A 25860-nucleotide genomic window follows, 5' to 3' on the forward strand; every position below is an offset into this window, starting at 1 on the left:
GCGTCACCCCCTTGCGTGCCGCCGCGGCAATCGGTCTAAGGTTACGGCAGGATTGCCAAGGAGAGCGTGATGACGCCGGAAGACATTGCCAAGCTGCCGTATCGGGCGAACGTGGGGGTGATGCTGATAAACGCGGCGGGCGCGGTGTTTGTCGGCCAGCGCCGGGACCGCTACAGGGAGGCCTGGCAAATGCCGCAGGGCGGGATCGACGCGGGCGAAGATCCCCGCACGGCGGCGCTGCGGGAGCTGGAGGAAGAAACCGGCGTTGCCCCCGAACTGGTGGAGATCATTGCCGAATCGGATGGCTGGCTGCCCTATGACCTGCCGCATGACGTGGTGCCCAAATTCTGGGGCGGCAAATACCGTGGCCAGCAGCAAAAGTGGTATCTGATGCGCTTTCTTGGCACCGATGATCAGGTCAACATCGACACCGAGCATCCCGAGTTTTCTGCCTGGTGCTGGCAGCCGGTCGATAGCCTGGTAGAGAAGATCGTGCCCTTCAAACGCGAGGTCTACGCGCGGGTGGTCGATGAATTCAGGGAGTACCTGTGAGATGACTTTGCCGTGGTTTTCATACGCACGTTTCGCCCGCACGACCGTCGCTGTCCTGCGTGGGGTCGCTGCAACCCTGGTCGTGGCGGTGTCTGCAAGCCCAGCGGCGGCGCTCAGCTGTCTGCCCTGGGGGCCGGCGGATGCCTATCTGGAGGCCGCCGGTTCCAGCCAGGTCTATAACGTCATCGCAGGCGAGCTGCGGTTTGACGAGACCCTTCTGCCGCGCTCGCATTCCGAGAACCCGAACGACATGCCGCCACTGAGCCGCATTCCCGCGCAACTGACGGGCAAGTTGTTGGAGGGCAAGCATTTCGCGCGGCGGGTGTCCGTGCCTGCGGTGCTGGAGGTGGAATGCCTCGGCCCCTGGTGCGCGGGGGTGCACTCGGGGGCGGATTACGTGATGTTTGCCGAACAGCGCGGGGAGGAGCTGGTGGTGAGCCTGGGCGCGTGCGGTGGTTATGCCTTTGGTGACAGCCCCGAGGTCCGGCGGACGATTCTGGAATGTCACCGCGGCGGCAGCTGCGTGCCACTGGCGCCGCGGTGAGCTGCGGCACACCTATCTGACCCTGGCGGCAGGGCGTGGCAGGCGCAGCTTGCTTTGACCGAGCCACAGGCTGAACAGGGCCAGCAGCGCGCCCAGCATCTGGTTCGGTGTCAGGATCTCTTCCAGCAGCAGCCAGCCCAGGATCACCGCCGACAGCGGGCTGAGCACCCCTAACAGCGACACCTGCGAGGGCTCGATCCGGGAGAGGCCGCGGAACCACAGGATATAGGTCAGCGCACCGCCGATCAGGCTCATGTAGGCAAGCCCCGCAATATTGGCAGCGGTGAACTGCGGGATTTCGGGCACTGCCCAAAGGGTCACCGGCAGCAACAGCACCCCGCCCGCCGTCAATTGCCAGGCAGTGAAGGTCAGAGGCGGCACCGCGGGCTGCCATTTGCGGGTGAGGACCACGCCCGCCGCCATGGACAGCGCGCCGCCCAACCCAGCCAACACGCCGATCATGTCCAGCTGGGCCGCCGGCGTCAGTACCAGCAGGGCCACGCCCGACATGCTCAGCAGCGCGGCGATCACCGCGGCGGTGCGGATCTGCGTTTTCAGCAGCAGGGCCGACAGGAACACCACGATTAACGGCTGCACCGCGCCCAGTGTGGCGGCGACCCCGCCCGGCAGCCGGTAGGCCGACAGAAACAGCAGCCCCCAGAACAGCGAGAAATTCAGCGCCCCCAGCACCAGGAGCCGCGGTATCAAGGCGACGGGCGGCAGCTGACGTACGAGCAGCATCAGCAACAGCCCCGCGGGCAGCGCCCGCAGCAAGGCCACCACCAGTGGCGAATGCCCCGGCAACAGAGAGGTGGTCACGATGTAGCTGCTGCCCCAGATAGCAGGGGCCAGCGCCGTCAGCACAAGCGGTTGGATCGACATGTGGGTCTCCTTATCTTGATGTCGAGATAACACGGATTGTCTTGACGTCAAGATTATTTTTGCTAGACCGGTCCCATGGACCATGTAGATGTGATTACCCAGCAGTGGGAACAGGAGCGGCCGGATCTTGATGTGACGGCAATGGGCGTGATCGGGCGGGTGGCCAGGTTGCAGCTCTCCTATCAGCGCGAGATGCAAAAGACTTGGGCTGAGTTCGGATTGAATGCGGCCAAGTTTGATGTGCTGGCCACGCTGCGCCGCGCAGGTGCGCCCTATGCGCTGTCACCGGGCGCATTGCTGGAGGCGACGATGGTGGCCTCGGGCACGATGACCAACCGGATCGACCGGCTGGCGGCGGACGGGCTGGTCAAGCGGGAGGTGAACCCGGACGACAGTCGCAGCTTCCTGATTGGCCTGACGGAGAAGGGTTTTGCGATGATCGACCAGGCCGTGACAGCGCATGTGCGGACCCAGGCACGGTTGCTGGCGGGGTTGTCCGCAGAGGAGGTCGGCACACTGAACGGACTGCTCGGCAAGGCCCAAAGGGCAGCGGAACGTTCACCGACGACAGACGTGGGAGCCCCCTGAAATCGCCAGAGCCGACTTTGTCGGCTCTGGCGATGCTCAACGGGTGGGGTAGCACCCTGGGGTGCAGCTGCGACGGGCGGGCCTGCGCCGGTGGCGGATCAGACCAGCCCGGCCTGTTCCAGCAGCGACAGCACGTTGGTTTTCGGCCGCGGGCCGATATGACGGATCACCTCTCCGGCGCAGATGCAGCCCATCCGGGCCGACACTTCGATGTCGCGGTCGGTGGCCATGCCAAACAGGAAACCGGCGGCAAACTGGTCGCCAGCCCCGGTGGCATCCACCGGGACGATGGTTTCCACCGGCACATCCACCCGCCGGTCGTCGTGCAGCACCGTGACCCCGTGACCACTGCGGGTGCAAACCATCAGGTCGCAGATCTCGGCCGTCTTGGCCATCGCGAGTTCCAGATCATCGGTCTGGAACAGGGCGCGGATTTCGTCCTGGTTGCCGATCACGAAGTCGAGATCGTTGCCAATCAGGTCCAGAAAGTCGTCCCGGTGCCGTTCAACACAGAACGGATCGGAGATCGACAGGCCGACGCGACCGCCATCCTGACGGCAGATGCGAGCCGCTTCGAGAAAGGCGGTCTTACCCTTGTCGCGGTCAAACAGATAGCCCTCGAGGAACATGATCTGCGCCTGGCCCGCGGTCTCCTTTGGCACATCGGCCGAGCTCAGCTCAGAGGAGATGCCGAGATAGGTGTTCAACGAACGCTCCCCATCCGGAGAGACAAAGATCATCGACCGCGAGGTTGGAAGCGTATCGCCCGCGACCGGGGAGTTTACGAAGCTGACGCCCTCGTTGTTCATCGCGTCGGCATAGAATTTGCCCAGCGTGTCGTCGCGCACCCGCCCGATGAAGGCCGCCTCCAGCCCGAGTGCGCCGGCCCCCGCGATGGTGTTTGCAACCGAACCGCCGGGGGTCATCACCCGATTGCCCATTGCCGCATAGAGATCCTCGCAGCGGTCACGCTCGATCAGCTGCATGATGCCTTTCTCGATGCCCTGCTCTGCCAGGAAGCTGTCGTCGCATTGTGAAATCACGTCCACCACGGCATTGCCGATGCCAACCAGCTGATAGGTCTTGGTCATTGTCTCTCCTTGGGGAATGCGCCTGGCCTGGGGCGGCAAGGTCTGGATCAGAGGGGCGGCAGCCCATGTCGGATGGTTGCCGGTTCGGGGTGGGCGGTGGCGCGGCTCACAGGTTCTTGTCCTCATAGAGGCACAGATCCCGGATCAAGCAGGTGCCGCACAGGGGCTTGCGCGCCTTGCAGTGGTAGCGGCCGTGCAGGATCAGCCAGTGATGCGCGTGTTGCTGGAAATCGGCCGGGATGTTGTCCTCGACGGCGCGTTCCACGGCGTCGACATCCTTGCCCGGCGCGATGCCAGAGCGGTTACCGACGCGAAAGATATGGGTGTCCACCGCTTGGGCGGGCTGTTTCCACCACATGTTCAGAACCACATTGGCGGTCTTGCGGCCAACGCCGGGCAGCGACTGTAGCGCGGCGCGCGAGTTGGGCACTTCGCCGCCGTATTCCTCGACGAGGATGCGTGACAGCTTCATCACGTTCTTGGCCTTGTTGCGGTACAGGCCAATGGTCTTGATATGCTCAATCAGGCGCTCCTCGCCCAGATCCAGCATTTTCTGCGGCGTGTCGGCAACCTCGAACAGTTCGCGGGTTGCCTTGTTGACCCCCGCATCCGTGGCTTGTGCCGACAGCGCCACCGCCACCACAAGGGTGTAGACGTTGACATGCTCCAGCTCGCCCTTGGGTTCGGGCTCCGCTGCCTGGAAGCGCGCGAAGATCTCGCGCAGGGTGTGATAATCGAGTTGCTTGGCCATCGCGGGCCTTATGTACTGCCGAGAGATTAAAGCGCAATTGAAATTGCGGGTCTGTACCGCCGTTCCCGCCCGCACCGTTGCGTCGCGCGGGCATTTTCGCAAGTTCCGGGTCGCACAGAGGACTGCACCGCAGTAGCTTGGGGTGCGATAAAAACACAGGTTGCTGCTATGAACATCGAGACGCGGGAAAGCACGTATCACTTTGGCGTCATGCGCCGGGCCATCGAGCTGATCGACGATGGTGGCGAAGACCTGACGCTGGAACAACTGGCCGCCCGCATGGATATGAGCCCGAGCCATTTCCAGCGGTTGTTCTCGGCCTGGGTCGGGGTGTCGCCCAAGCGGTATCAGCAATACCTTCGGCTGGGCCATGCCAAGGCGCTGCTGCGCGAACGGTTCACCACGCTGGAGGCCTCGCATGCCGTGGGGCTGTCCGGCTCGGGGCGGCTGCACGATCTGTTCCTGCGCTGGGAGGCGATGAGCCCCGGTGAGTATGCCCGCAAGGGCCAGGGGTTGCGGATCTTCTGGGGCTGGTTCGACAGCCCCTTTGGTCTGGCGTTGGGGATGGCAACGTCCAAGGGAATCTGCGGGCTGGCCTTTGCCGCGGAGACCGGCCGTGCCGCGGCGCTGGCGGACATGCGGTCGCGCTGGCCGCAGGCGGAGTTCGTCGAAGATACGGCCGCCCTGCGCGGGGCGGTCGAGGCGATCTTTGCGCAGCGCGGTGAGGCTGCGCTGCACATGATTGGCGCCCCCTTGCAGATCAAGGTGTGGGAGGCGCTTTTGCGCATTCCTTCGGGCCATGTGACCACCTATTCCGAGCTTGCCAGCGCCATTGGCGCGCCGCGGGCGGTGCGGGCGGTGGGCACAGCCGTGGGGCGCAACCCGGTCAGCTGGCTGATCCCCTGTCACCGGGCGCTGCGCAAATCAGGCGCCCTGGGGGGCTATCACTGGGGGCTGCCGGTGAAACGCGCCATGCTGGCCTATGAGGCGGCGCAGGATGATGCAACGGCGCGGGGCGAGGGGGCGGCGCCTGCGGGTTTGCAGGTGGTCGACTGATCCGCCCCTGCGTCGCCGCGTGCCATTTCAGCGGTATTTCGCCAACTCCCGGCATCCTGTCCTTGAGCTTGGCAGGCCGTGCCCCGATATTCGAGAGCGACAGCCGGGCCTGGTGGACCGGTGCATGGAATATAAGAAGGCAGTTTGATTATGCAGATGAAATTCACTTCGACGGGGCTTGCGATTGCGGCCTTGGGCCTTGCGGCCTGCACCGACCCGGCGACCGTGGCAACGCCCGGCAGCAACACACAGCAGGGCGCCATCATGGGCGGCATCATCGGCGCGGGCGTCGGGGCGCTGACCAATGATTCCGACCCCGGACTGGGGGCGTTGACCGGCGCCGTGGTCGGGGCGACCGCGGGCGGCGTGATCGGCAATCAGCTCGACAAGCAGGAGCGCGAGCTGCGCCAGACCCTGTCCAATGATGCGATCACCATCGTCAACACCGGCGACCGGTTGATCCTGTCGTTCCCGAATGACCTGACCTTTGCCACCGACAGCGCCGCGGTTGCGCCCGTGGTGCAGGGCGATCTGCGCAAGGTGGCCAACAGCCTGGTGCGCTATCCCAATAGCCTGGTACAGGTAATCGGTCACACCGACAGCGACGGCGCCGCCAGCTACAATCAGGATCTGTCCGTGCGCCGTGCCAACGCGGTGGCGGACCATATCCAGGCAGGCGGCGTGCCCTACAGTCGGCTCAGCATCATCGGCCGCGGCGAGGAGCAGCCGGTGGCCTCGAACCTGACGCCGGAGGGCAAGGCTCGCAACCGCCGTGTCGAGGTTGTGGTTATCCCTCAGGCCCGCTGATTGGCCCGCTGATTGGCCAGTTGATCGCCAGAGGCGATATGGCCCAGGGCAACGTCGGCCCGCCCGTTCAGGGGCGGGCCGTTTTCGTCTGTCAGGGCGGCCGCCGCGGGGTGGTTTGCCAAGGCGCGCACATGCGCTGCGCGGCAGCGGGGCTTACATGATCCGGGGCGCTGCATACATGATGCCTGCAAGGATGACTTCCAACTGAGGATACCCCGATGGCAGACCCCGTATTGCTCACCATTTGCGGCTCGCTGCGCCAAGAGGCCACAAACCGCAAGCTGTTGGCCGAAGCCGTGCGTTTGTTCGGCCCGGCGTCTGTCACCGAGGCTGACCTGAACCTGTCGCTTTATGACGGTGACGACGAGGCGGAAAACGGCATTCCGGCGGCAGTGCAGACACTCGCGGATCAGATTGCGGCGTCGGATGCGGTGCTGATCTCCACCCCAGAGTACAACAAGGGGCCATCGGGCGTGCTGAAAAACGCGCTGGATTGGGTCAGCCGCACCGCGGGCAACCCCTGGGCTGGCAAGCCGGTGGCAGTGATGTCGGCTGCAGCGGGACGGGCCGGCGGCGAGCAGGCGCAGGCGCTACTGCGCAGTTTCCTGGTACCGTTTCAGCCGCGGGTGATTGCCGGCCCGGCGGTGCATCTGGCCAATTCCAGGAAGGAATTTGACGAGGCGGGCCGTCTGATTAGTTCGCAGTATCAGGACACGCTTGCGACTCTCATGCAGAATCTGCGGGCCGAACTCGCGAGCTGAGGCCGCGCCCGGTCAGAGGTTGTCTTCGACCCGGAAGCCCTGGGGGATGCTGTCGACATCCTCCAGCAGCAGATCGGCCATGACCCCGGCCGTCTTGGGTGCCATGCCAAAGCCGATCTTGAAACCGCCATTGGCGATGTAATGATCTGCCCGGTCCGGCCAGGCGCCCAGCATTGGCGCGCGAGAGCGGGCGCGGGGGCGTACCCCGGCCCAGCGTTCGATCACCTCGGCGCCATGCAGCACCGGCACCGCGGCGCAAGCGCGTTCGATGATGTCGTCGAGCTGCGCATCGGTTTCCTGACCGTCGGAAAATTCGCGCTCTGAGGTGGAGCCGATGGCGAGGGTGCCATCGGCGTGTGGGATGATGTGCAGCCCGTCGGCATAGAGCTGCGGCACCTCGGTTTCGTGAAAGCGCAGCAGCGCGGCCTGGCCCTTGACGCCGCCGCCGACCGTTTTGCCGAAGCTTTCGTTCAACTCCAGCAAACCTGCATGCCCCTTGGCATGCACGACCTTGCCCTGATCGTCGCCCTCCGGGCGCACTTCAACGCCGCGCACGGCCAGTGCTGCCACCAGGGCGGCACAGGCGCGGCGCGGGTGCATGCGGGCGCTGAGCGTGTCGTGAATCACCATGTCGGTGGCGCTGGGCGGCACCCAGGGGCCAAGGCTGTTCGCCGCCACCACGCGCCATTCGGCAGCGTCTTGCCAAAGCGCGGCCGCGCTTTGCTCGCGCTGGTGGGCCAGCGTCAGCGCACGGTCATCGTTGATCGGCTGAAGCCGTCCGGTGCGGCCATAGCCGGCCGTGACACCGCCCTCGGCCTCGACCGCCGCCCAGAAGTCGGCGGCCATCAGCAGGCTTTCCAGCTGGAACTGCTTTTTCGGGTTCCAGTTTTCCGGCACATGCGGCGCCAGCGCGCCGACCAGTCCGCCGCTGGCTCCAGCCCCGGCGCCGAAAGGGTCGATGACCTGCACCTTGGCGCCGCGCCGCGCGCAGGTCCAGGCGATCGACAGACCAAAAATGCCCGCGCCGCGCACCGTTACATCTGCCATTGCCATTTGCCGATCCTTTCGCCAGTGTCGCGCCGTTCCGCTTTACCTTTAGGGGATTATACCATGGCAGACCAGCAGGCCCGCCTCAGCTGGCGCGACGGCGCCATTCCGGTGTCGGATCAGTTTGATGATCCCTATTTCTCGATCCACGACGGGCTGGCGGAGACGGAGCATGTGTTCCTGTCGGGCAACGGCCTGCCCGGCCGCTTTGCTCCCGGTTTCCACATTGCAGAGCTCGGCTTTGGCACCGGGCTGAACATGCTGACGGCCTGGCGCGCCTGGGAGGAAGCTGGACAGACAGGGCCGCTGCGCTTCACCAGTTTTGAGGCCTTCCCGATGACGCCCGCCGACATGGCCCGCGCGCTGGAGTCGTTTCCCGCCGTGGCCCCCTGGGCAGAGCGGTTTCTGGCCGCCTGGCCGGGTTCTGGCACCTGCGATTTGGACAGCCTGCACCTGGAGGTGATCGAAGGCGACGCGCGGGAGTCGCTGCCGGGCTGGACGGGAAGGGCCGATGCCTGGTTTCTGGACGGGTTCGCGCCGGCCAAGAACCCCGAGTTGTGGGAACCCGCCCTGATGGCAGAGGTGGCGGCCCATTGTGCGCTGGGCGGCACGGCGGCAACCTATACGGCGGCCGGTTTTGTGCGCCGCGGGCTGGAGGCCGCCGGCTTCGAGGTAACCCGCATCCCCGGTTTCGGGCGCAAACGGCACATGACGCAGGCGACAATGACACAGGCGATAAAACCATGACCCGAGCAACCCCCGCGCAAGGCAGCGCGACCATTGCCCCGCCCCGCGCGCCCCAGACCAACAATGTGCCGTTGGGCATTATGCTGATGATCAGCGCCACCGTGGTCTTTGCGCTGCAAGACGGCATCTCGCGGCATCTGGCGGGCACCTACAACACCTACATGGTGGTGATGATCCGCTATTGGTTCTTTGCCGCCTTCGTGGTGTTTCTGGCCGCCCGCGCGCCGGGCGGCATCCGCAAGGCGGCGCAGACCCGCCAGCTGGGGTTGCAGGTCTTTCGCGGCATCCTGCTGGCGGCAGAAATCTGCGTCGCGGTCTACGGCTTTACCAAGCTGGGGCTGGTGGAAAGCCAGGCGGTGTTCATCTGTTACCCGTTGCTGGTGGCCGCTCTCAGCGGTCCGCTGCTGGGCGAAAGCGTCGGCTGGCGCCGCTGGGCGGCGATTGGCGTCGGGCTGGCCGGGGTGCTGATTATCCTGCAACCGGGCGCCGGGGTGTTTGATCCGCTGGCGGTGATCCCCTTTGTCTCGGCTCTGATGTTTGCGGTCTACGGCCTGCTGACGCGCTACGTCGCGCGTGAGGACAGTACCGCCACCAGTTTCTTCTGGACCGGTGTTTCCGGCATGGTGGTGATGACCGCCACCGGCCTGTGGTTCTGGCAGCCGATGAACCAGGCGGACTGGGGCTGGATGGCGCTGCTGTGCATCACCGGGGTATCGGGGCACTGGCTGCTGATCAAATGCTACGAGATGGCCGAGGCCAGCGCGGTGCAACCCTTTGCCTATTTCCACCTGATCTGGACCGCTATCCTGGGCGTGACCATCTTCAGCGAAGTGATCCGCACCAACGTCGCCATCGGTGCGGGGATCATCATGGCAGCGGGGCTGTTCACCCTATGGCGCGAACGCGTGAAGGGTTGAGCCGCGAAGCTCCTGCGAGAACGGCACCGGCAGCGGTGTCTTGCCCAGGCGGGCACGGTACACAGGCAGGCTTTCGGTGACCCGCATCACATAGTTGCGGGTCTCGTTGAACGGGATATGCTCGATCCAGTCGATGACGTCCGGGTCGCCGTCGCGCGGGTCGCCATAGCGCTCCATCCAGGCCTTGGGGCGGTGCGGCCCGGCGTTGTAGCCGGCTGCCATCAGCACCACGTTGCCGCGAAAATCTCCGGCCAGACCGGCCAGATAGGTGGCGCCAAGGCGGGCGTTGTACTTCCAGTCCGCAGTCAGCAGCGATGTCTTGTGATTGGCCAGAATGCCCAGCTCTCCGGCCACCAACTTGGCGGTGGCGGGCATCACCTGCATCAGCCCGCGCGCGCCTGCATGGCTGACAACGCCCGGGTCAAACTCGCTTTCGCGGCGGGCGATGGCCAGGGTCATCTCCTCCGCCATGGGCAGAGCGTGCTGCGCCACCGGATGCAGCGGGTAATAGGCGCCGTGCAGCTCGACACCGTCTTGGGCTGCGCGTTTGGCAATCATCACTGCCAGATGCGGCTCGTTCAGATCGACGGCCATCTGCCCCAACTGCCGCGCCTCAAGGGGCGTCAACCCTTCGGCGAGGTGGGTCAGAAACCGTTCAGCCAAGGCCAGATCGCCCGCATGCAACAGCAGCAACCCCGCCTTGGTCACCGAAGATTTCATGAAGGCCGCTTCGCGCCAATCGGGAAGCTGCGGCGGATTGGCAAGGGCCGGATCGAAGGGGCGGCCCAGTTTTTCGGCCGCCAGCAACCCGTAGAACGAGGTCTGGTAATCGGCTGCCTTGGCATAGGCTTCGTGGGCTTTGTCGACCTCGCCCATGGCGGCATGGGCGCGTCCCAGCCAATAGCCGCCGCGCCCGATGGAGATCGGCGTCTCGACAGAGGCGAGGAAGCGGCGGAAATGATAGGCGGCCAGTTCCGGGTCACGCAGCATTTGCAGCGCGATATAGCCGGCCAGCCATTCGCAGTCAGAATAGCCGTAGCCGTCCTCCGGCGTGGCGAAATGATAGGCGGCCAGCTGATAGGCATCTTCGTATTTCTTGTCCCGCATCAGCTGGCGGGCAAAATCGCGTCGGCGGCGCAGCCATTTGCCGGGCTCGCCCAGCCGCTCGGCGCTGGTGCTGCGGTCCATCATCATGGTGATGGCGCTGTCCTGCATCCGCTTGCGGTCACGCCAGACAAAGCGGTCATAGGCCAGTCCGGCAGCCTCTTGCAGCTTGTCAGGCACCGCGGCGATCCTGGCATCCACGCCCGGTGCGCGTTCCTGCAGGGCGATCCGGGCCTCGGCCAGTTGGCGCTCTCCCTCCGGCACCAGTGCCAGCATCCGCTTGGCGCTGATCCGGTGCCCCTCCCACAACAGCCGGTCCAGTCGGGCGGCGTGGTGGGGGGACAGCAGCGCGGAGAAGTCCCGCAGGTATTCAGCCTGGATTGCGCTGCCCATGGCCATGGTGCGCCACGCCAGCACGATTTCCGCCTCGCCCTCGCCGCGCCGCCCCGCGGCAATCAGCGCCTGGCCGAAACTCAGCGCGCCTTCGGGGGTCTGCGGGCGGCGCCCGTCGTAAAAGGCCAGCAATGCGGCGCGGGGCAGGGTGGCCAGCGTATCCTCGTTCTGCCGCCGCAGGTAGGGCAGGCCGGGCCAGTCCGGACGCCGCTTCAAAAAGGCGACCACATCCGCGGCAGAGCCCATCTTGGCACGCAGGCGGTGCCATTCGATGATGTCCCTGGCCACGCTGTGCGGCGGCCCCGCAGCGCGTGCGGCGTCGTCCCATTTCTCGGCCCGCATCAGCCCCAGCGCCGCGCCGAGGTCCTGTGCTGCGGCCGCGCGGCCTGCGGGCAAGGCGGCTGCGATAAGCAGAATAAAGACCAGGATGCGTGTCATCTCTTGCATTTTCCAGCTGTCCGGGGATAGAGGCTTGAACGTTACTCATCGGCGGGCCGGTCGCAACTGAAAATCCCGGCGCCGCCTGTCTTGACGGCGGCTGTTTGCCGCCTGCACCACAGCTAAGGGAGCGTGCCCATGTTCAAAGGCTCTATGCCAGCACTCGTCACCCCGTTTTCGAACGGCGAGCTGGATCTGGATGCGCTTAAACGCTTGGTGGAATGGCATATTGCCGAAGGCTCCGATGCGCTGGTGCCGGTGGGCACCACTGGCGAAAGCCCGACCCTGACCCATGAGGAACACGAAACCGTGATCGCTGCGGTGGTCGAGGCTGCGGCAGGGCGGGTGCCGGTGATTGCGGGTGCCGGCTCCAACAACACGGTTGAGACGATTCGCTTCGTGGAGTTCGCCAAGTCGGCGGGTGCCGATGCGGCGCTGGTGGTGACCCCCTATTACAACAAGCCCACCCAGCGCGGCATGGTGCAGCATTTCACCGCGGCCCACGACTGCGCCGATATCCCGATCATCATCTACAACATCCCCGGCCGTTCGGTCGTCGACATGATGCCGGACACGATGGCGGAGCTGGCTCAGCTGCCGCGCATCATCGGTGTCAAGGATGCCACCGGCGACATCGCCCGCGTCAGTCAGCAGCGCGCCGCCTGCGGTGCTGATTTCGTGCAGCTGTCGGGCGAGGATGCGACCGCGCTGGGCTTCAACGCCCATGGCGGCGTGGGCTGCATTTCGGTCACCGCCAACGTGGCGCCCAAGCTGTGTGCCGAATTCCAGGCAGCAACCCTGGCGGGCGACTACGCCAAGGCGCTGGAGTATCAGGACCGGCTGATGCCGCTGCACGAGGCGATCTTTATCGAGCCGGGCCTGGCGGGTGCAAAATACGGCCTGTCGAAGCTGGGCCTGTGCAGCGAGGAAGTCCGCTGTCCGTTGACCCCGCTGGAAGACAGCACCAAGGCGGCGATCGATGCGGCCATGGTGCACGCAGGTCTGCTGTAAACCCGGCCTGTGCCGTAACAGATAACCAGCAGGGCGGTCCATAGCGGGCCGCCCTGTTTGCTTGCGGGGGAGGTGGGCCTTTCTGGTCGGCAAATACTCCGGGGTGAATTGCCCCGCAGGGGCAAGAGGGGCTGGCCCCGCCGCGGGGCTCAGTCCAGAGCGCCTGCCAGATGCCGGGTCTTGTCCGGGTTGCGGATCACGTAGATCCGGCTGATCCGGCCGCCCCGCACCTCGATGGCAGAGGCCTGCAGGATGCCGTCAGCCTCCAGGCTCAGCACGGCGGGCAGGCCGTTCAGCTGGCACAGCTGCCAGCGTTCGGGCAAATGGCGCCCTGTTTTGCGGGCCAGCCCGTCGCACAGCCGCAGCACCTTCTCCAGTCCGTAGATCGGGTTCAGCGCGGCCGAGGCCTTGCCGCCGCCGTCCGAGATCAGCTGCACATCCTGCGCCAGCAGCCGGGTCAGGGCCGCGGTGTCGCCGGTCTTGGACGCGACAAAGAACGCCTCTGCCAGATCGCGGCCCTGGTCCGGGTCGGCGGGCGGCTTTGGGCGCAGCTTCTGCACCTTGCGCCGGGCGCGGGCCGCCAACTGGCGGCAGGCGCCAGGAGAGCGGTCCAAGGCGCGCGCGATGTCGACATAGGCGCTGTCAAAGATGTCATGCAGCAGGAACGCGGCGCGCTCCAGAGGCGACAGGGTCTCCAGCGCCAGCAGCAGGGCCACGGACACATCGTGGTCCATCTGGTCGGCCGGATGGTCTGTCAGCAGCGGTTCGGGCAGCCATTCGCCGGGATAGGTTTCGCGCCGGGCACGGGCCGATTTCAGCTGGTCCAGACACAGCCGTGTGGTGATCCGCACCAGATAGCCGGTGGAGTCGAGGATCTCCGCCCGCGGTGCCGACTGCCAGCGCAGAAAGGCGTCTTGCAAGATATCCTCGGCGTCGCTGACGCTGCCCAGCATACGGTAGGCGGCCGCAAACAATCGCGGCCGCGCATTCAGGAACGCTTCGGTTCCGTCTGATTTTGGGTCTGCTGCAGTCACGCGGCCTCGGTCTCCTGCGCGGCAGGGTGGGCGCTGCGAAAGCCGATTGCAATGCGGTTCCAGCTGTTGATCGCACCGATCAGCAGCGTCAGCGCCACCTGCTCGCGCTCGGAAAAATGCCGACAGACTGCGGCATAGTCTGCGTCCGGCGCGCCCGCGGTTTCTACCCGGGTCAGGGCCTCGGTCCAGGCAAGTGCAGCGCGTTCGCGCGGCGTGTACAGCGAGGATTCGCGCCAGGCGTTCAGCAGGATCATCCGGTCCTCCGTTTCGCCGCTGGCGCGGGAGTCGTGGCTGTGCATATGCAGGCAGAAGGCGCAGCCGTTGATCTGCGAGGCACGCAGTTTCACCAGTTCCACCAGTGCATGTTCAAGCCCGGCGGGTTCAAACAGCGATTCCTGTTCGATCATCGGTTTGAAAAGGTCGGGAGCAACTGAGAAATAATCGAGACGTTGGGTCATGCCGGTATCCTTTGTGTTGGCCTATGCAAACAGGACGAGGCAGCCCCACGGTTTGTGACATGGGAACGCAAAAAACGTGGAAGACATCCGGGGCGGCGCGCTGGCGGCCCCGGTTCGGGATCAGCGTTTTCCGTAATAAAGCCCGACCACATGTTCGGCCTGGGCAAAGAACAGCCAGCGCGACACGGCAATGCCTGCGAGATGCGAAATCACCGCCAGCGCCGCCAGCAGGTGCTTCAGCACAAAGCCATGCACCGGCGCGAGGATCATCGCGAGCGGCAGCAGGAAACCTAGGGCAAAGGCGATCACCCGCAGCTTCTGCGCGTGTTTGCGACCCACCAAATGCACGAATTCACGCAACAGGTAGTTGCTGCCGGTGTGGGGCGGCTCAAACGCGCGTACTTGGCCGCGATCCCCCAGCCCGGTCGCGGTGCCCAGATCGGTGCCAGAGGCCGCCAGCGCTCCGTCCCCCTTGGCCCAATAGGCCAGCTGCACCGCGCCAGAGGCGGCCAGCAACCAAGGTGCCAGGGCCTCTGCGCCCGCCAGCAGCGCGCCGCCCGCAAGGCTGATGGACAGGAACATCACCGGGGTCAGCGGTGTGTTCCAGCGCGGCACGGTCTTGAGCTGGGCATAGATCATCGAGGTGGTGAACACCGTGGCGAGGCTGAGGCTGGCGCCGAGCCACCCCAGCGGCGTCCAATGGGTGTCCAGAAACACGGCCCCCAGCGCATAGAGGCCCATGACGATCAGGGCGGCGACGGCGCAGATGCCCTCGCGGCTGAGCCAGCTGGTCTGCCATTGCGTAAACGCCCGCCAGGCCCGTTCCGGGCGGCCCAGGTGAAACGTCGAGGCCAGCAAGCCGCCCACGGCCAGCGCATAGGCGATGAAATAGAACACGAAGGCCACGGTGCCGGTCGCCGATGGCTGCCCCAGCCCGAGAAAGACCAAGAGCCCAAAGCCCAGACCCGACAGGGTAGTAAAGACGATGACGGAAGGTGCCGGATGCATCAGGTGCTCCCTTCGGAAGATTGGCCGGGCAGCCTGTCCAGCGCGCGGTCAAGCCAGCCGAGGAAGCCGCCGGCATCCTCTGCCACCGGGGCCAACAGTGGCGCCAGCGTGTCGACCTGCGCTTCGATCTGGTCCTTGGGGCGGGGCGGTAGGTATTTGTTCACCGGCTTGGTGCCCAATTCCGGCATCAGGTCCATGCCGCCGCGCTCCTGGACCAGTTTGGACACGTCGCTGTCGGGGTCGCCGAGGTCGCCGAAATGGCGCGCACCGGCCGGGCAGGTGCGGACGCAGGCCGGGGTGCGGTCCACTTCCGGCAAGTTTTCGTTGTAGATCCGGTCTACGCAAAGGGTGCATTTCTTCATCACGCCCGCGGCCAGGTCCAGCTCGCGTGCTCCATAAGGGCAGGCCCAGGCGCAGAGACCGCAGCCGATGCAATGGTCCTCGTTCACCAGGACGATGCCGTCCTCGACCCGCTTGTAGCTGGCACCGGTGGGGCAGACAGTCACGCAGGGCGCGTCCTCGCAGTGCAGGCAGGATTTTGGGAAATGGATCAGCTGCGCGGCAGGCTCGGGCTGGCTGTCGCAGGGGGCGGGCTGCACCTCGTAGGAGTGCACGCGGTTCAGGAAGGTCCCGGAAGGATCGGCGCCGTAAGGGTCCTGGTCGGACAGTGGCGCGCCGTAGTTTTCGGTATTCCAACCTTTGCAGGAAATTACGCAGGCGTGGCAGCCGACGCAGGTGTCCAGGTCGATGACCAGACCCATCTTGCGGTCTGTCGCGTTCGGGAGGTTCGTCATTTGCCCACCTTCCATTTCAGTTCCTTCGGGCCGGTGCCGACGGGTGAGTCCTGCGCAGCAAAGGCAGGTTTGCTGTCCTGCGGATCATCCGGCGGCGCGGTCTTCTCAATCTTGACTTTCAGGTCAAACCACGCTGCCTGGCCGGTGATCGGGTCCGAATTGGCCCATCGCATGCCGTCGCCCTTGGGCGGCAGCAACTCGTGGATCAGGTGATTGAGCAGGAAGCCCCTGGTCGCTTCCGGGGCGTCGGTTTCCAGCGCCCAGGCGCCCTTGCGCTTGCCGATCGCGTTCCAGGTCCAAACGGTGTTTTCGTTCAGGGCCGCCATTTCCATTACCGGCACCGTGATCTCCCCATGCGGAGAGCTGACCCGCGCCCAGTCGCCATCTTGCAAATCATGCTCCTGCATCAACCGGGTCGGCACATACAGCGGGTTGCGCCCGTGCAACTGGCGCAGCCAGGCGTTCTGGCTGCCCCAGGAGTGATACATCGCCATGGGCCGCTGGGTCAGGGCGTTGACGGTGAAGCCCTCGTTGCCCTGCTGGTCGGTCTCATACCAGATCGGCAGCGGGTCCATCGTGTCCTTGATGCGCTGGCGCAGGTGTTCTGGCGGCTGGCGGTCGCCGTGGCCTTCGGCGGCCAGCTGGAACTTGCGCATCGGTTCCACATACAGCTGGAACAGGTAGGGCTGCGGGCTGTCATAGATCCCCATGCCCACGGCCCAGTCCTGATAGGCGGTGTTCCAGGGCTTGTAGTAGTCTGCACCTTCGGGGATGTGGGCGACGTAAAAGCCGCCGTTCTCGATATAGCGGTTCAGCTGATCCGGGTTGACCGCGCCGCGCCCCTGTTTGTCGCCGTTTTCACCGCGAAAACCAGAGAGCGGGCCGATGCCGGGTTTGCGCTCGTGGTTGACGATGTAATCGGCGTAATCCTTCCACTTGGGCGTGCCGTCGGCATTGGTGAAACCCGGCAGGCTCATCCGGTTGGCGAGTTCGATCAGCGTGGACTGAAAGCCACGCACGTCGCGGTCGGGCTCGACCACCGGCCAGCGGATCGCGTCCGCGGCTGCATCCGCCTCGCAGATCGGGCGGTCCAGCAGGGAGATACAATCGTGCCGTTCCAGATAGGTGGTGTCGGGCAGGATCAGATCTGCATAGGCCACCATTTCGGACGAATAGGCATCAGAGTAGATGATCCGCGGGATCATGTAGCCGCCGTCGTCGTTGCGGGCGCTCAGCATCTCCATCACACCCTTGGTATTCATGGAGGAGTTCCACGACATATTGGCCATATACATGAACAGCGTGTCGATCTTGTAGGGATCGCCCGCATAGGCGTTGGAGATCACCATATGCATCAGCCCATGCGCCGACATCGGGTTTTCCCAGGTGAAAGCCTTGTCGATGCGCTGGGCCTTGCCATCCGCGTCCAGCAGCAGATCCTCAGGGCCGCGCGGGAAGCCCAGATGCGGCCCCTCCAACGGGCGGCCAGGGCGGCGGTCGCCATGTGGGGTGGGGTGCGCCTCCACCGGTTTGGGGTAGGGCGGTTTGAAGCGGAAGCCGCCGGGCACCTCGACCGTGCCCAGCAGGATCTGCAAGACATGCAGCGCGCGGCAGGTCTGGAACCCGTTGGCATGGGCAGACACGCCGCGCATCGCGTGCATCGACACTGGGCGGCCGGTCATTTTGGTGTGTTTCTCGCCGCGAAAATCGGTCCACTCGACGTCCAGTTCAAACGCCTCGTCAAAGGCAACGCGGGCCAGTTCCGAGGCAATGGCACGGATGCGGCTGGCTGGAATGCCGCATTTTTCCGCCACCGCCTCGGGGGCGTATTCATCGGCCAGATACCGTTCGGCCATCTGGTGGAACACCGGGCGGTGGGTGACGCCGTCCTTTTCATAGGTCGCGCCCAAGTCCGGGCGCACGCCGGGCTGGTCAAACGGAGTGAGCTGGCCGCTGGTGCGGTCGATCACCAGCATCTTGCCGTTCTCATCGCGCATGAACAGCCCCTTGTCCGGGCCGTCAGCGGCGTTCACCAGCACCGGCGCGTTGGTATAGCGGCTGAGGTAGTCGAGATCGATCTTGCCGGCCTTCATCAGCACGTGAACCAGCGACAGGATGAACAGCCCGTCGGTGCCCGGCGTGATGCCGACCCAGTCATCCGCCACCGCGTTGTAGCCAGAGCGGATCGGGTTCACGCCAATCACCCGCGCCCCGCGCTTCTTGATCTTGCCGATGCCCATCTTGATCGGGTTGGAGTCATGATCCTCGGCCACGCCGAACAGCATGAACAGTTTGGTGTGCTCCCAGTCAGGCTGGCCGAATTCCCAGAAGGCGCCGCCCATGGTGTAGATCCCGGCGGTTGCCATGTTGACCGAGCAGAAGCCGCCGTGTGCTGCGTAATTGGGTGTGCCGAAATTCTGCGCCCAGAAGCTGGTGAAGCTCTGGCTCTGGTCGCGGCCGGTGAAAAACGCCAGTTTCTGCGGCGCGGTCTCGTGCAGTTCATTCAGCCAGCCAACGGCGGTGCTGATGGCCTCGTCCCAGGAAATTTCCTGAAACTGGCCAGAGCCGCGTGGCCCCACCCGTTTCAGTGGCGCGCGCAAGCGCGAGGGTGCGTTCACCTGCATGATCCCCGCCGATCCCTTGGCGCAGAGAACCCCTTTGTTCACCGGGTGGTCGCGGTTGCCCTCGATATAGGCGACCTTGCCGTCTTTCATATGCACATTGATGCCGCAGCGGCAGGCGCACATGTAGCAGGTGGTCTGGCGGATTTCGTCCGAAACCTTGGGCGAGGTGTTGAGGGTCGGCTGCGGCTGGGTCATTGGCACCTCTGGCTCGGCGGAAAGCGTTTGTCTTGCTATGTTGGGCTTCTGTGGAACGTTGTTCTCAGAAAATCTGTAATGTCAAAAGATCATATTTCATGGCATCCCTAGTGTGTCGCGCGTATGTAATGCGATCTGGCGTTCCTCATCCGCGGCAATCACATGTGTATTGTCGTGCGTCAGCCCGGCCCAGGACAGCTGGCTGAGGATGCGGCGGCGGATGTCGGGGGCGTTTTCACCAATGCCGCCGGTAAAGGCGATCGCATCCACGCCCTGCATCGCCGCGATCATTGAACCGGCGTGGCGTGCAACCCAATAGCAGAAATGATCCACGGCAAATCGGGCCGCGTCGGTGTCAGCCTGCTGAACCGCGCGCATGTCGGGGCTGTGACCGGAAAGGCCCAACAGGCCGGAGCGCTGCACCAGATCGCTGCGGGTGGGCTCGATGCCGTGGCGTTCGGCCCGGTCCAGAACCGCCGCCGCATCCACTGTGCCGCAGCGGGTGCCCATCGTCAGCCCTTCCAGCGGCGAATAGCCCATGGTCGTGGCCACGCTGCGGCCGTCCAGAATGGCACAAAGGCTGGCGCCGTTGCCCAGGTGGCAGGCCAGCAGCCGCCGTGGCAGTGCGCCCTCGCCGTCCTCGCGCAGGCGGCGCACCAGTGCCTCATAGCTCAACCCGTGAAAGCCATAGCGGCGGATGCCGTCGGCGTGCCAGTCCTCCGGCACCGCATAGCGTTTGGCAACCTCGGGGTTGGTGGCGTGAAAGGCCGTGTCGAAACAGGCGATTTGCGGCACGTCGGGCATCAGCTGTATCAGGCTGCGAATGGCGGCGGCGTTGTGCGGGTTGTGCAGCGGAGCCAGGTGGCTGCACGCGTCAATCTGCGACAGCACCTTCGGGGTGACCACCAGCGGCTGCGTCAGATTCGCGCCGCCGTGGACCACCCGGTGGCCCGCCGCGACAAAGCTTCCGGGGCTATAGCCCTGCGCCGCCAGCCCCTCCAACAGCAGCTGGAAAGCCGTACCGTGGTCGGGCAGGGCGGCGGTGGATGTTCGCGGCCCGATTTGCAGCTCGCCCACGGTGCCGGTGTTGCCGATGCCGGTGGCCTGTGCGGCCAGCAGCGAGTCCAGCGCCGGGCCAAACACCGCCAGCTTGATCGAGGAGGAGCCAGTGTTGATGACAAGGATATTCTGCATGGCGCGTTCCCTTCAGGCGGCAAGCCGGGCGATGTTGAACAGCGCCAGCAGCGTCAGCAGCAGCACCACGGCGCGGCGGAACTGAATCTGCGAGACAGCGACGAACCCGCGCGAACCCGCCCAGATGCCCAGCCCGAGTACCGGAAAGGCCAGCAGGATTCCGGTCAGCGTCTGCGGGCCGACCAGCCCGTTGGCGGCCATTACCGGCAGCGCCATCAGGTCGATGCCGGTCAGGAACACGATCATGGTGGCGCGGAACACCGCGGGCGGCACGGGCTGCGCAGTCAGGAAGGCCGCCACCGGCAAGCCGCCGACGCCTGCGCTATTGGCGATGCCCGCCAAGGCGCCTACGCCCAGATTGCCGCTCCGCCCCACGGGGCGCGCCAGCTGCCAGCCGCTGAGCAGCACCAGGCTGAGCGCCAAAATCAGGCAGGAAATCACTAGCCGCGACGCCTGTTCATCCAGACGAGCCATAATGGCGATGGCAGGCACCGTCGCGACGGCGGCGCCACCGAGCAGCGCAAGCGCGCGGTGCCAGTCCACATGCGGGCGTATGCCGCGGGCCTGAAACGCGGTCATGGCGATTTCGCAGGAAAACACCACCGGGATCAGCGGCAGCGGATTGGTGGTGAGGGCCGCCAGGATGATGAAGATTGCGGAAAAGCCAAAGCCGGAAAACCCGCGGATCATGGCCGCCGCAAACAGTGCGGCGGCCAGATAGAGCCCCTGGCCCGAAGACAGGTCAAAGGGCAGGGTCACGGCGTCAGACCTGCTGCTCGCGCATGTCGGCCTTGTCGATGCCCGCCACGCGAACCGGCTTCTTCATGGCGTCGCGGCGGAACGGCTCGCCCAGTTCCTGGTTGATCATCGCCTCGATCAGGGTGGTGATGCCGTTCTTCTGGTCCTCCACTGCCTGTGCCAGCGCCGAGGTCAGCTCATCCATGGTGCGGGCGACCACGCCTTTCAGGCCACAGGCCTTGGCAATACCGGCATAGGACACCTGCTGGTCCAGCTCTGTGCCGACGAAGTTGTCGTCGAACCACAGGGTCGAGTTGCGCTTTTCCGCGCCCCATTGGTAGTTGCGGAACACCACCTGGGTGATTGCAGGCCATTCGCCGCGGCCGATCGCCGTCAGCTCATTCACCGCGATGCCAAAGGCGCCGTCGCCGGAGAAGCCAACCACCGGCGTGTCGGGGTTGCCGATCTTGGCACCGACAACCGCTGGCAGGCCGTATCCGCAGGGGCCGAACAGGCCGGGGGCCAGATATTTGCGGCCTGCCTCGAACGAGGGGTAGGCGTTGCCGATGGCGCAGTTGTTGCCGATGTCGGAGGAGATGATCGCCTCTTTCGGCAAGGCAGCCTGAATGGCGCGCCACGCCATGCGGGGGCTCATCCAGTCGGGCTTGTCGGCGCGCGCGCGCTCGTTCCAGGTGGTGCCCGGATCGTCGTCCTCGTGGGTCATCTCGGTCAGCTGCTGCGCCCAACGGGATTTGGTCTCGGCGATACGGTTCTTGCGTTCGGCGCGGCCTTCGTCGCCCGCGCTGTCGCTAAGCTGCCCCAGAATGCCCTGCGCCACCTTGGCGGCGTCGCCGATGATGCCGACGGAGACTTTCTTGGTCAGGCCGATGCGGTCGGGGTTGATGTCGACCTGGATGATCTTGGCCTCTGTCGGCCAGTATTCCATTCCATAGCCGGGCAGTGTGGAGAACGGGTTTAGGCGAGTGCCGAGGCACAGAACCACGTCTGCGTCCTTGATCAGCTCCATCGCGGCCTTGGAGCCGTTGTAGCCCAAGGGACCGGCAAACAGCGGGTGCGAGCCGGGAAAGGCGTCGTTGTGCTGGTAGCCCACGCAGACCGGTGCATCGAGCCGTTCGGCCAGCTCTTTGGAGGCGTCGATGCCGCCTTTGGACAGTACCACGCCGGCACCGTTCAGGATCACCGGGTTTTTGGCCTCGGACAGCAGCTTGGCGGCCTCGGCCACGGCGGTCTCGCCGCCCGCAGGGCGTTCAAACTCGACGATGGCGGACGGCTCGATGTCGATCACCTGTGTCCACATATCACGCGGGATGTTCAGCTGGGCCGGGGCCGAAGCGCGTTTGGCGTTCATGATGACGCGGTTCAGCACTTCCGCCACGCGGGAGGGGTCGCGGACCTCTTCCTGATAGGCGACGCAGTCGGCAAACAAGCGCATCTGTTCCATCTCCTGGAAGCCGCCCTGACCGATGGTTTTGTTGGCAGCCTGCGGAGTCACCAGCAAGAGCGGCGTGTGGTTCCAATAGGCGGTTTTGACGGCGGTCACAAAGTTGGTGATGCCGGGGCCGTTCTGGGCGATCATCATCGACATCTTGCCGGTGGCGCGGGTGTAGCCGTCCGCCATCATGCCGCCAGAGCCTTCGTGGGCGCAGTCCCAGAAGGTGATGCCCGCAGCGGGGAAGATGTCGGAAATCGGCATCATGGCCGAACCGATGATGCCAAAGGCGTGCTGGATGCCGTGCATTTGCAGCGTTTTGACAAAGGCCTCTTCGGTGGTCATTTTCATGGCGGGGTTCTCCTGAGTGAGACGCGGAATGCGGTCGGGCCTGCGGCCGGGAATTGACTTCTGGTTTAGGCTTGCGCACTGGGGCGGGTTAGGGCCAGTTATTCCGGCGGGGTAGGTCCAGTTCCGGCAGTTGCACCCTGCGCGGACGCGGCGCCATCCCGGCTGGCGGGGTCAACCCTGCGCCTGCGCATGTTCCAGGGCCGCGGCCAGCAGCGCCAGCCCCGGTTCGATGCGCGCCGCTGCGATTGAGGAGTAGCCAAGCCGGTAGAAATTGTGCCGCCGGTCTTCGGCGGCGAAAAAGGGCGCGCCGGGCTCGATCAGCACGCTTTTCTGCTTCAGCACATCGGCCACCGCCATGGTGTCGACGCCTTCCGGCGCCTGCATCCACAAGGCAGAGCCGCCAAAGCCGCCAACCCCGGCGATGGTAAGCCCATGGGCGGCAATCGCCGCTTCGATCACCGCACGACGGTCGTGCAACACCTTCGCGGTGCGGCGGATCTGGGCGTCGTAATGCCCCAGCGACATGAAATAGGCGACCGTGCGCTGCACATGTCCCGGCGGGTGGCGCAGCACGCTGGCGCGCAGGGCGCGGGCCTGGCGAATAAACGGCTCCGAGCCCACCAGATAGCCCAGCCGCAACCCCGGAAACAGCGATTTTGAGAAGCTGCCGGCGTAGATCACCCGCCCTTCTCTGTCCAGCGACTTCAGCGAGGGCGAGGGCGCGCCGAGGAAGGACATCTCAAACTCGTAATCATCCTCGACGATCACCGCGTCGATGTCGCTGGCGCGTTGGAGCAGCGCCTTGCGTCGGGCCATGGGCATGGTGAAGGTCGTTGGGCTCTGGTGGCTGGGGGTGCAGAAGATCACGTCCGTGCCTTCCGCGATGCGTTCCGGCGGCAGCCCGCCCGCGTCCACCGGAATGCAATCCATCTGGCAGCGGGTCTGGATGACCTGATCGCGTAAGGTGTAATAGGCGGGATCTTCCACCGCCGCGCGCCGCCCGCGGTTCAGCAGCAGCTGGGTGGTGATCCACAAGGCGTTCTGCGCCCCGAGCGTGATGAGGATTTCCTCGGGGCGGGCAGTGATGCCACGCCGGGGCAGGGTGTGGCGGGCGATGTATTCGATCAGCAGGGGGTCGTCCTGATCGAAGTAGTCATTGGCCAGTGCGGGAAAATCCCTTTGCCCCAGCGCCCGCAGCGCGCACAGACGCCAGTTTGCATGGTCAAACAGCGCCGCATCCGCCTGGCCGTAGATGAACGGGTAGCGATAGCTGCGCCAGTCCTGCGGTTTGCGTGGCGTGTCGCCGCCGGTAAAACTGCGCGCCAGCACCTTGCCCCAATCGATGGCGTCGCCGGATCTCTGCTGGGGGGTATAGGACGGCGGCACTGGCGCATTTTCAGACACGAAGTAGCCCGACCGCCCGCGGGAGGTGAGGTAGTCGTTGGCCTGCAGTTCCGTATAGGCCAGCGTCACAGTGATCCGGCTGATGCCGAGATGCGCCGCCAGCTTGCGCGACGAGGGCAGCTTTTCCCCGACCCGGAAGCGGCCCGACAGGATGCCTTCGGCGATCATCTCCTGGATCTGCGCCTGCAGCGTGCCCTGGGCGTCGGGGTTGAGAAAGAAGGTGTCGACGGAAATAGCCATGCGGGTCACGTTAGGCTGGACCTAATCACGGCGCAATCTGGACTTAGCTGAAAATGCGATAACAGGGCTTGTCGAAATTATTTATGCCTATAAAACTAGTTTTATCGAATCAACCGGAGTACACATCATGCAATGGGAAGAAGCCGCGCAGGGGTTTGCGGCGATGGGGTCAGAGGCGCGGCTGCACGTGCTGCGCTGCCTGATCCGTGCGGGCGAGGCCGGGCTGACCGTGGGCGACATCCAGGAACGCACTGGGATAGCGCCCTCGACCCTGGCGCATCATCTGAAATTCCTTGCCGGTGCGGGCGTGGTTGCGCAGCAGCGCCAAGGCCGCGCCACGATCAGCCGGGCTGATTTCGCTCGGTTGGAGGCACTGGCGGGGTTCATTCTCAGCGAATGTTGCGCAGATGCGGGCGCAAAGGCGGCGAACGATGGCTGAGCTGACACAATCCCCCCGCCGCGGGACCTCCTTGACGCGTTGGCTGAAGACACCGTGGGCCATGGCCGCGGCCCTGCTGGTGGCGGTGGCACTGCTGGATCCTGGCAATTTTGGCCCGGTGGTGGAATTTGCCGCCGCAGCCCTGCTGAGCACTGCGCGCTACATCCTGTTTGCGGTGCTGCTGCTGGCCTATCTCAAGGCGACGGGGGCCGAGGTCATGGTGGCGCGCGCCTTTCAAGGGCGGGAGACGCGGATGATCCTGCTGGCGGCGTTGTTTGGCGGGCTGGCGCCTTTCTGCTCCTGCGAAGTGATCCCCTTTATTGCCGGGCTGCTGGCGCTGGGTGCGCCGTTGTCGGCGGTGATGGCGTTCTGGCTGTCCTCGCCGCTGATCGATCCGCCGACGCTGCTGATTACCGCAGGCGCGCTGGGCTGGCCCTTTGCCATCGGCAAGGCCGTGGCGGCGGTGTCGCTGGGTTTGCTGGGCGGCTTTGCCGTCAAGGCGTTGCAGGGGCAAGGCGCGTTCTCCAGTCCGCTGAGGCAGCAGGCGGCCAGCAGCTGCTGCGGCTGCGGCGCCCCAAAGTTGGATGGCCGACCCCGCTGGCGGTTCTGGCAAGAGGCCGAGCGCCGGACGGTGTTTCGCCGGGAGTTTGCCGCCAATGGGCTGTTTTTGCTGAAATGGCTGGCGCTGGCCTATGTGCTGGAGGCGCTGCTGGTGCATTATGTGCCTGCAGACCTGATCGCCGGACTGGTCGGCGGCGAGGGCGTGTTGCCGATTGCGATTGCGGCCCTTGTGGGGATGCCGGCCTATCTGAACTCCTACGTGGCGCCGCCCCTGCTGGCGGGGCTGATGGAGCAGGGGATGAGCGCGGGTGCGGCGATGGCCTTCATGGTGGCAGGGGCGGTCAGCTCGATCCCGGCGATGGCGGCGGTCTGGTCGCTGGTGAAACCGCGGGTTTTTGCAACCTATCTGGGGTTGGGGATCAGCGGCGCGGTGCTGTCGGGCATCCTGTTCCAGCTGGTCTGACCAACCGCGAAGGGGCGGCTCCCGCCCGGTGCCGGGACAATTGAAAATTGCCCCGCACCCGTTGGGTCCGGCGCCGCGCTGACGCGCGGCGCCGGAAGATTTCGCTGAGAAGGCCCTGAGGGGCAGATCTGCCCCTCAAGTGCCGCTGTTGATTTTGAGGTGAAAGTTGCGCGTCAAGGACAAGCCGCCTGACGGCGGGGCCTTGCGGCCTCCTTGAC

26 protein-coding genes are annotated in these 25860 nt (G+C 65.2%); 11 read left to right on the forward strand and 15 right to left on the reverse strand.

What is annotated here, in order from left to right; all coding sequences use genetic code 11:
* Window positions 1–69 precede the first annotated feature (69 nt).
* Window positions 70–552 (forward strand): RNA pyrophosphohydrolase, encoded by a 483-nt coding sequence (locus AC0IPL_RS13680; RefSeq protein WP_474275080.1) that lies wholly within the window; start codon window positions 70–72, stop codon window positions 550–552.
* 1 nt (window position 553) lies between these two features.
* Entirely contained in the window at window positions 554–1096 is a 543-nt protein-coding gene (locus tag AC0IPL_RS13685; RefSeq protein ID WP_474275081.1) for a hypothetical protein, read from the forward strand.
* A 12-nt stretch (window positions 1097–1108) separates the two neighbouring features.
* Here AC0IPL_RS13685 and AC0IPL_RS13690 read toward each other — a convergent pair whose 3' ends face one another.
* Entirely contained in the window at window positions 1109–1978 is an 870-nt protein-coding gene (locus AC0IPL_RS13690) for an EamA family transporter (RefSeq protein ID WP_474275082.1), read from the reverse strand.
* Between the two features lie 75 nt (window positions 1979–2053).
* On the opposite strand from AC0IPL_RS13690, the gene AC0IPL_RS13695 reads away from it, so the two are divergent.
* A complete protein-coding gene (locus tag AC0IPL_RS13695; protein ID WP_474275083.1) occupies window positions 2054–2566 on the forward strand; it encodes a MarR family winged helix-turn-helix transcriptional regulator in 513 nt (170 codons plus the stop codon).
* Window positions 2567–2664: 98 nt separating this feature from the next.
* Here AC0IPL_RS13695 and AC0IPL_RS13700 read toward each other — a convergent pair whose 3' ends face one another.
* Window positions 2665–3657 (reverse strand): adenosine kinase, encoded by a 993-nt coding sequence (locus AC0IPL_RS13700; RefSeq protein ID WP_474275084.1) that lies wholly within the window; start codon window positions 3655–3657, stop codon window positions 2665–2667.
* A gap of 106 nt (window positions 3658–3763) precedes the next feature.
* A complete protein-coding gene (gene nth / locus AC0IPL_RS13705) occupies window positions 3764–4408 on the reverse strand; it encodes an endonuclease III (RefSeq protein ID WP_474275085.1) in 645 nt (214 codons plus the stop codon).
* A gap of 168 nt (window positions 4409–4576) precedes the next feature.
* Between nth and AC0IPL_RS13710 the strand changes: the two genes are divergently transcribed.
* Both AC0IPL_RS13710 and AC0IPL_RS13715 read left to right on the forward strand, forming a co-directional pair.
* Window positions 4577–5464: a methylated-DNA--[protein]-cysteine S-methyltransferase gene (locus AC0IPL_RS13710; RefSeq protein WP_474275086.1), complete on the forward strand. Its 888-nt coding sequence runs from the start codon at window positions 4577–4579 to the stop codon at window positions 5462–5464.
* Window positions 5465–5620: 156 nt separating this feature from the next.
* Window positions 5621–6271 (forward strand): YiaD family glycine zipper/OmpA-like lipoprotein, encoded by a 651-nt coding sequence (locus tag AC0IPL_RS13715; RefSeq protein ID WP_474275087.1) that lies wholly within the window; start codon window positions 5621–5623, stop codon window positions 6269–6271.
* Here the strand turns inward: AC0IPL_RS13715 and AC0IPL_RS13720 are convergent.
* Complete coding sequence (locus AC0IPL_RS13720) at window positions 6259–6393, reverse strand: hypothetical protein (protein ID WP_474275088.1); 135 nt, start codon at window positions 6391–6393, stop codon at window positions 6259–6261. The two genes, AC0IPL_RS13715 and AC0IPL_RS13720, sit on opposite strands and share 13 nt — an antisense overlap.
* Before the next feature lie 96 nt (window positions 6394–6489).
* Between AC0IPL_RS13720 and AC0IPL_RS13725 the strand changes: the two genes are divergently transcribed.
* The gene (locus tag AC0IPL_RS13725) at window positions 6490–7032 is read left to right on the forward strand and encodes an NADPH-dependent FMN reductase (protein ID WP_474275089.1); all 543 of its coding nucleotides are present in this window, start codon (window positions 6490–6492) and stop codon (window positions 7030–7032) included.
* A 12-nt stretch (window positions 7033–7044) separates the two neighbouring features.
* Here the strand turns inward: AC0IPL_RS13725 and AC0IPL_RS13730 are convergent, their stop codons facing one another.
* Complete coding sequence (locus AC0IPL_RS13730) at window positions 7045–8085, reverse strand: NAD(P)/FAD-dependent oxidoreductase (protein ID WP_474275090.1); 1041 nt, start codon at window positions 8083–8085, stop codon at window positions 7045–7047.
* Between the two features lie 57 nt (window positions 8086–8142).
* Between AC0IPL_RS13730 and mnmC2 the strand changes: the two genes are divergently transcribed.
* Window positions 8143–8826 carry a tRNA (5-methylaminomethyl-2-thiouridine)(34)-methyltransferase MnmC2 gene (mnmC2, locus tag AC0IPL_RS13735; protein WP_474275091.1) on the forward strand — a complete coding sequence of 228 codons (684 nt, stop codon included), beginning with the start codon at window positions 8143–8145 and terminating at the stop codon, window positions 8824–8826.
* On the forward strand, window positions 8823–9743 hold the full coding sequence (locus AC0IPL_RS13740; protein ID WP_474275092.1) for a DMT family transporter: 921 nt from the start codon (window positions 8823–8825) through the stop codon (window positions 9741–9743). The genes mnmC2 and AC0IPL_RS13740 overlap by 4 nt, the downstream gene beginning before the upstream one ends.
* Here the strand turns inward: AC0IPL_RS13740 and AC0IPL_RS13745 are convergent.
* Window positions 9717–11678, reverse strand: coding sequence for a transglycosylase SLT domain-containing protein (locus AC0IPL_RS13745; RefSeq protein WP_474275093.1), 1962 nt, complete (start codon window positions 11676–11678; stop codon window positions 9717–9719). The genes AC0IPL_RS13740 and AC0IPL_RS13745 overlap by 27 nt on opposite strands.
* Before the next feature lie 138 nt (window positions 11679–11816).
* Between AC0IPL_RS13745 and dapA the strand changes: the two genes are divergently transcribed.
* Window positions 11817–12689: a 4-hydroxy-tetrahydrodipicolinate synthase gene (gene dapA / locus AC0IPL_RS13750; RefSeq protein WP_474275094.1), complete on the forward strand. Its 873-nt coding sequence runs from the start codon at window positions 11817–11819 to the stop codon at window positions 12687–12689.
* A 149-nt stretch (window positions 12690–12838) separates the two neighbouring features.
* Here the strand turns inward: dapA and AC0IPL_RS13755 are convergent, their stop codons facing one another.
* From AC0IPL_RS13755 to pdxR, 9 genes are all read right to left on the reverse strand, one after another.
* The gene (locus AC0IPL_RS13755; RefSeq protein WP_474275095.1) at window positions 12839–13723 is read right to left on the reverse strand and encodes a sigma-70 family RNA polymerase sigma factor; all 885 of its coding nucleotides are present in this window, start codon (window positions 13721–13723) and stop codon (window positions 12839–12841) included.
* A complete protein-coding gene (locus tag AC0IPL_RS13760) occupies window positions 13720–14181 on the reverse strand; it encodes a carboxymuconolactone decarboxylase family protein (protein WP_474275096.1) in 462 nt (153 codons plus the stop codon). The genes AC0IPL_RS13755 and AC0IPL_RS13760 overlap by 4 nt, the downstream gene beginning before the upstream one ends.
* A gap of 120 nt (window positions 14182–14301) precedes the next feature.
* Complete coding sequence (locus tag AC0IPL_RS13765; protein WP_474275097.1) at window positions 14302–15189, reverse strand: dimethyl sulfoxide reductase anchor subunit family protein; 888 nt, start codon at window positions 15187–15189, stop codon at window positions 14302–14304.
* A complete protein-coding gene (locus AC0IPL_RS13770; RefSeq protein WP_474275098.1) occupies window positions 15189–15983 on the reverse strand; it encodes a 4Fe-4S dicluster domain-containing protein in 795 nt (264 codons plus the stop codon). Before AC0IPL_RS13770 ends, AC0IPL_RS13765 begins: the two co-directional genes overlap by 1 nt.
* Window positions 15980–18802: a molybdopterin oxidoreductase family protein gene (locus AC0IPL_RS13775; RefSeq protein WP_474275099.1), complete on the reverse strand. Its 2823-nt coding sequence runs from the start codon at window positions 18800–18802 to the stop codon at window positions 15980–15982. The genes AC0IPL_RS13770 and AC0IPL_RS13775 overlap by 4 nt, the downstream gene beginning before the upstream one ends.
* A gap of 96 nt (window positions 18803–18898) precedes the next feature.
* Complete coding sequence (locus AC0IPL_RS13780; protein WP_474275100.1) at window positions 18899–19996, reverse strand: acetate/propionate family kinase; 1098 nt, start codon at window positions 19994–19996, stop codon at window positions 18899–18901.
* 12 nt (window positions 19997–20008) lie between these two features.
* Window positions 20009–20755: a TSUP family transporter gene (locus AC0IPL_RS13785; RefSeq protein WP_474275101.1), complete on the reverse strand. Its 747-nt coding sequence runs from the start codon at window positions 20753–20755 to the stop codon at window positions 20009–20011.
* 4 nt (window positions 20756–20759) lie between these two features.
* Complete coding sequence (gene xsc / locus AC0IPL_RS13790) at window positions 20760–22535, reverse strand: sulfoacetaldehyde acetyltransferase (protein ID WP_474275102.1); 1776 nt, start codon at window positions 22533–22535, stop codon at window positions 20760–20762.
* Window positions 22536–22706: 171 nt separating this feature from the next.
* Entirely contained in the window at window positions 22707–24179 is a 1473-nt protein-coding gene (gene pdxR / locus AC0IPL_RS13795; protein ID WP_474275103.1) for a MocR-like pyridoxine biosynthesis transcription factor PdxR, read from the reverse strand.
* A 127-nt stretch (window positions 24180–24306) separates the two neighbouring features.
* On the opposite strand from pdxR, the gene AC0IPL_RS13800 reads away from it, so the two are divergent.
* Together AC0IPL_RS13800 and AC0IPL_RS13805 are read left to right on the forward strand one after the other, a co-directional pair.
* The gene (locus tag AC0IPL_RS13800) at window positions 24307–24618 is read left to right on the forward strand and encodes an ArsR/SmtB family transcription factor (protein WP_474275104.1); all 312 of its coding nucleotides are present in this window, start codon (window positions 24307–24309) and stop codon (window positions 24616–24618) included.
* Entirely contained in the window at window positions 24611–25642 is a 1032-nt protein-coding gene (locus AC0IPL_RS13805; RefSeq protein ID WP_474275105.1) for a permease, read from the forward strand. Before AC0IPL_RS13800 ends, AC0IPL_RS13805 begins: the two co-directional genes overlap by 8 nt.
* Window positions 25643–25860: the final 218 nt, after the last annotated feature.

This window comes from Leisingera sp. SA32 (genome assembly GCF_056033425.1).